Annotated in this window: 4 protein-coding genes and 1 pseudogene; all 5 read left to right on the top strand. The window is 53.1% G+C overall.

Going from position 1 to position 3,786, the window contains the following annotated elements:
- The coding region (locus tag RTW80_RS22945) for an extracellular solute-binding protein (protein ID WP_312720340.1) at positions 1 to 870 on the top strand (870 nt) is incomplete at its 5' end.
- A 20-nt stretch (positions 871 to 890) separates the two neighbouring features.
- The gene (locus RTW80_RS22940; protein WP_001080790.1) at positions 891 to 1,772 is read left to right on the top strand and encodes a carbohydrate ABC transporter permease; all 882 of its coding nucleotides are present in this window, start codon (positions 891 to 893) and stop codon (positions 1,770 to 1,772) included.
- Complete coding sequence (locus tag RTW80_RS22935) at positions 1,759 to 2,601, top strand: carbohydrate ABC transporter permease (RefSeq protein ID WP_000224659.1); 843 nt, start codon at positions 1,759 to 1,761, stop codon at positions 2,599 to 2,601. Before RTW80_RS22940 ends, RTW80_RS22935 begins: the two co-directional genes overlap by 14 nt.
- Positions 2,602 to 2,631: 30 nt before the next feature.
- Positions 2,632 to 3,684: a zinc-binding alcohol dehydrogenase gene (locus RTW80_RS22930; RefSeq protein WP_312720338.1), complete on the top strand. Its 1,053-nt coding sequence runs from the start codon at positions 2,632 to 2,634 to the stop codon at positions 3,682 to 3,684.
- Between the two features lie 18 nt (positions 3,685 to 3,702).
- A pseudogene (locus RTW80_RS22925) lies at positions 3,703 to 3,786 on the top strand (hypothetical protein); the annotation flags it as partial.

Raw genomic sequence — 3,786 nt, 5'->3', positions numbered from 1 at the left:
CCTGTCAGCGCCTGGATTGGCGGTATCTGGTATCGCAAAGATGTGCTGGCAAAAGCGGGGCTTGAGGAGCCGAAAAACTGGCAACAGCTGCTGGACGTTGCACAGAAACTGAATGACCCGGCGAATAAAAAATACGGCATTGCGCTGCCTACAGCAGAAAGCGTGTTGACGGAACAATCCTTCTCCCAGTTTGCGTTATCCAACCAGGCTAACGTCTTTAACGCCGAAGGCAAAATCACCCTTGATACACCAGAGATGATGCAGGCACTGACCTATTACCGCGACCTTGCTGCCAACACTATGCCGGGTTCTAACGACATCATGGAAGTGAAAGACGCCTTTATGAACGGCACCGCGCCGATGGCGATTTACTCCACCTATATCCTTCCGGCTGTGATTAAAGAAGGCGACCCGAAAAACGTCGGTTTCGTGGTGCCAACCGAGAAAAACTCTGCGGTCTACGGCATGTTGACCTCGCTGACCATTACCGCCGGGCAAAAGACCGAAGAGACGGAAGCAGCAGAAAAATTTGTCACCTTTATGGAGCAGGCAGACAACATTGCCGACTGGGTGATGATGTCGCCAGGTGCTGCGCTGCCGGTGAATAAAGCGGTGGTGACTACCGCCACCTGGAAAGACAACGACGTTATTAAGGCGCTGGGTGAACTACCGAATCAGCTAATCGGTGAACTGCCAAATATTCAGGTTTTTGGCGCAGTAGGGGATAAAAACTTTACCCGCATGGGTGATGTGACGGGTTCTGGCGTGGTGAGTTCAATGGTGCATAACGTCACCGTGGGTAAAGCCGATCTCTCTACTACGCTGCAAGCGAGCCAGAAAAAACTGGATGAACTGATCGAACAGCACTAAACCCAGGACAGGAATCCGCAATGAACAGGCTTTTTTCAGGTCGTTCCGATATGCCCTTTGCGCTGCTGCTTCTCGCGCCCAGCTTATTACTGCTGGGCGGTCTGGTGGCGTGGCCGATGGTGTCGAATATCGAAATCAGTTTTTTACGTCTGCCGCTCAATCCCAACATCGAGTCAACGTTTGTTGGGGTGAGCAACTATGTGCGTATCCTCTCCGATCCCGGCTTCTGGCATTCGCTGTGGATGACGGTCTGGTATACCGCGCTGGTGGTGGCGGGCAGCACCGTGCTCGGGCTGGCGGTGGCGATGTTTTTCAACCGCGAGTTCCGCCTGCGCAAAACCGCGCGTTCGCTGGTGATCCTCTCCTACGTAACGCCGTCCATTTCGCTGGTGTTCGCCTGGAAATACATGTTCAACAACGGCTACGGCATTGTTAACTACCTCGGCGTCGATCTTCTGCATCTCTATGAGCAGGCACCGCTGTGGTTCGATAATCCGGGCAGTAGCTTTGTGCTGGTGGTGCTGTTCGCCATCTGGCGCTACTTCCCGTATGCCTTTATCTCGTTTCTGGCGATTTTGCAGACCATCGACAAATCGCTGTACGAAGCGGCAGAGATGGATGGCGCTAATGCCTGGCAACGGTTTCGTATCGTCACGCTGCCCGCAATTATGCCGGTCCTGGCGACGGTGGTGACACTGCGCACCATCTGGATGTTCTACATGTTCGCGGATGTTTATTTGCTGACGACCAAGGTCGATATTCTCGGTGTATATCTCTACAAAACCGCCTTTGCCTTTAATGATTTAGGAAAAGCGGCGGCGATCTCGGTGGTGCTCTTCATCATTATTTTCGCTGTCATTCTGCTGACCAGGAAACGGGTGAACCTCAATGGCAACAAATAAACGCACACTCAGTCGCATCGGTTTTTACTGCGGGCTGGCGCTGTTTCTCATCATCACGCTGTTTCCATTTTTTGTGATGCTGATGACCTCGTTCAAGGGCGCGAAAGAGGCGATCTCACTGCATCCTACGCTGCTGCCGCAGCAGTGGACGCTGGAGCATTACGTCGACATTTTTAACCCGATGATTTTCCCGTTTGTCGACTACTTCCGTAACAGTCTGGTGGTGTCTGTGGTTTCATCCGTGGTGGCGGTATTCCTCGGCATTCTTGGGGCTTACGCGCTTTCCCGCCTGCGCTTTAAAGGTCGGATGACCATCAACGCCAGCTTTTACACGGTGTATATGTTCTCTGGCATTTTGCTGGTGGTGCCGCTTTTCAAAATCATCACCGCGCTTGGCATTTACGACACTGAGATGGCGCTGATCATCACCATGGTGACGCAAACTCTGCCCACCGCCGTGTTTATGCTGAAAAGCTACTTCGACACCATCCCCGATGAGATCGAAGAAGCGGCGATGATGGATGGCCTCAACCGTCTGCAAATTATCTTCCGCATCACCGTGCCGTTGGCGATGTCCGGGCTGATATCCGTGTTCGTCTACTGCTTTATGGTGGCGTGGAACGACTATCTGTTTGCGTCGATTTTCCTCTCCAGCGCCAGCAATTTCACCTTACCGGTGGGCCTGAACGCGCTGTTCAGTACGCCAGATTACATCTGGGGACGGATGATGGCGGCCTCACTGGTGACCGCATTGCCGGTGGTGATTATGTATGCGCTTTCGGAACGTTTTATTAAGAGTGGTTTGACCGCCGGTGGCGTGAAGGGCTAAAGCGGCCAGTTTCTTTACAAGGAGTTTTAAATGAAAAAGTTAGTAGCCACAGCACCGCGTGTTGCTGCGCTGGTTGAGTATGAAGATCGGGCGATTTTAGCTAATGAAGTGAAGATCCGCGTGCGTTTCGGCGCACCGAAACACGGAACGGAAGTGGTCGACTTCCGCGCCGCCAGCCCGTTTATTGATGAAGACTTTAACGGCGAATGGCAGATGTTCACTCCGCGTCCGGCAGATGCGCCGCGCGGCATTGAGTTTGGCAAATTCCAGCTTGGCAACATGGTGGTTGGCGACATTATCGAGTGCGGCAGCGACGTTACCGACTACGCGGTGGGCGACAGCGTATGCGGCTACGGCCCGCTCTCCGAGACGGTCATCATTAACGCAGTGAATAACTACAAGCTGCGCAAAATGCCGCAAGGCAGCTCCTGGAAAAACGCCGTCTGCTACGACCCGGCGCAGTTTGCCATGAGCGGCGTGCGCGATGCCAACGTGCGCGTAGGGGATTTTGTGGTGGTGGTAGGGCTTGGCGCAATCGGTCAAATTGCCATCCAACTGGCTAAACGCGCTGGCGCTTCTGTGGTGATTGGCGTCGATCCTATCGCCCATCGCTGTGATATTGCCCGTCGCCACGGCGCGGATTTCTGCCTTAACCCCATCGGCACTGATGTAGGTAAAGAGATCAAAACGCTGACCGGCAAGCAGGGTGCCGATGTGATTATCGAAACCAGCGGCTACGCCGACGCGCTGCAATCGGCGCTCCGCGGTCTGGCTTATGGCGGCACCATCTCCTATGTCGCGTTTGCCAAGCCGTTTGCCGAAGGTTTTAACCTCGGACGCGAAGCGCATTTCAATAACGCCAAAATTGTCTTCTCTCGCGCGTGCAGCGAACCGAACCCGGATTATCCGCGCTGGAGCCGCAAGCGTATTGAAGAAACCTGTTGGGAACTGCTGATGAACGGTTATCTCAATTGCGAAGATTTAATCGACCCGGTGGTGACCTTTGCCAATATCCCGGAAAGCTATATGCAGTATGTCGACCAGCATCCGGAACAGAGCATCAAAATGGGCGTTACGTTTTAATTCAAAGGAATGAAAAAAATGAAAATCGGCACACAGAATCAGGCGTTCTTTCCGGAAAACATTCTGGAGAAATTTCGTTATATCAAAGAGATGGGCTTCGAT

This window comes from Escherichia sp. AM3 (genome assembly GCF_032029835.1).
Taxonomy (GTDB): domain Bacteria; phylum Pseudomonadota; class Gammaproteobacteria; order Enterobacterales; family Enterobacteriaceae; genus Escherichia; species Escherichia coli.
The sequence above is the reverse complement of the archived record's forward strand: the minus strand, read 5'-3'. Positions and strand labels throughout refer to the sequence as shown.

What these genes read in the sequence shown, in the direction of transcription:
- RTW80_RS22930 (WP_312720338.1), top strand. Translation starts at nt 2,632, where the DNA reads ATGAAAAAGTTAGTAGCCACAGCACCGCGTGTTGCTGCGCTGGTTGAG.
- RTW80_RS22935 (WP_000224659.1), top strand. Translation starts at nt 1,759, where the DNA reads ATGGCAACAAATAAACGCACACTCAGTCGCATCGGTTTTTACTGCGGG.
- RTW80_RS22940 (WP_001080790.1), top strand. Translation starts at nt 891, where the DNA reads ATGAACAGGCTTTTTTCAGGTCGTTCCGATATGCCCTTTGCGCTGCTG.